Origin of the sequence: Streptomyces sp. P17, from assembly GCF_032436805.1 — a bacterium.
Lineage (GTDB): Bacteria > Actinomycetota > Actinomycetes > Streptomycetales > Streptomycetaceae > Streptomyces.
The window spans coordinates 1-1,159 of the sequence record NZ_JAVRBF010000184.1; the positions used below are offsets into that span (position 1 = coordinate 1).

A 1,159-nucleotide genomic window follows, 5' to 3' on the forward strand; every position below is an offset into this window, starting at 1 on the left:
GTGGCGGGAGACCTCCGGGGGCGAAAGTTCCCAGGCGTGGGCCAGCTCACCGGTGGTGTGCGTGCCCCGGGCCAGGGTGCGCAGCAGCCGCAGCCGTACCGGATGGGCGAGCGCCTCCAGCCGTAGCGTCACTGTCTCCAGAGACACCGGCTCCGACGGGCTCGGCTCGGCCACCGGGTACTGCACCACCGGCTGCCACCCCGGCGCAGGGACGACGGCCAGGTGTGGACGGCAGAAGGCACTGGGGATGAAGGTGACCCCGGTGCCATGCGCGGAAGTCGCCTTGTCCTGGAGCTTGTCCACGACGACGCAGTCGCCGTCCGGTGCCAGCGCGATCGCGCTGGAGACCGACGCGAGCGCCTCCCCGGCGCCCCGGCGCTTCAGCAGATCGTTCTTCAGGCGCAGATCCGTGGCCAGCCGTACGGCGACACCCGACCAGGCGGCGTCGAAGAACGCCGCGGCGCACTGCTCGAGCGTGTCGCGCACCCGCGCCCGTGCGGCGGCCGGATCCGCCAGCAGCCGTTCCGCGAAGGCCTCCTGCCGCGCGCCGCGGGCCTGAGCCACGTCCAGCGCCCGCTCGCGCGCCGGGGCGTCGCTGAGCGTCACCGGGCTCGCCTGTCTCGCCGCGGCGGCCCTGGTGTGGTCGGTCCACCTGCACGCGCCTCCGGCCACTGCCCGGGCCACAGAGGCAGGGGACGCCCCCGCGCCCCGGATGCGCGCGCTGCTCGCCGCCAACGTGATCTACGTCTTCTGCCTCAACGTCCCCGAGATCGCGCTCCCGCTGGTCCTGGTGACCCAGTTGGACGCGTCCCCGGTGTGGTCGGCGGCCATCTTCGTGGCCAACACGGTGCTGGTGGTCACCCTGCGGGTGTCGGTCACCGTCCTGCTGTCCCGCTACTCCCGGCGGACCGTGCTGGCCTTCGCCGGCCTGGTGCTCACCGTGTCCTACCTCGGTTTCCTCGCGGCCCCCTCACTGGGACACGGCTGGGGCGCCCCAGCCGTCGCCGCCGTGTCCGTGCTCTGCACCCTCGGCGAGATCATCTACGCCGGCAGCGCCACCGCACTCGTCACCGCCCTCGCCCCGGCCTAGGGGGTGTTTTGAAAGTCCTGTGCGGTGCCCGCGGTGTTCGGTGCGTGCCCTCGGCGTGCCGGACGAAGG

At 73.3% G+C, this 1,159-nt stretch carries 2 pseudogenes; one reads left to right on the forward strand and one right to left on the reverse strand.

Annotated elements, in window-relative coordinates:
- Window positions 1-612, reverse strand: a pseudogene (locus tag RMT89_RS40230) (DUF5937 family protein); the annotation flags it as partial.
- Between RMT89_RS40230 and RMT89_RS40235 the strand changes: the two are divergent.
- Window positions 590-1,087: pseudogene (locus RMT89_RS40235) on the forward strand (MFS transporter); the annotation flags it as partial. The pseudogenes RMT89_RS40230 and RMT89_RS40235 sit on opposite strands and share 23 nt — an antisense overlap.
- Window positions 1,088-1,159: the final 72 nt, after the last annotated feature.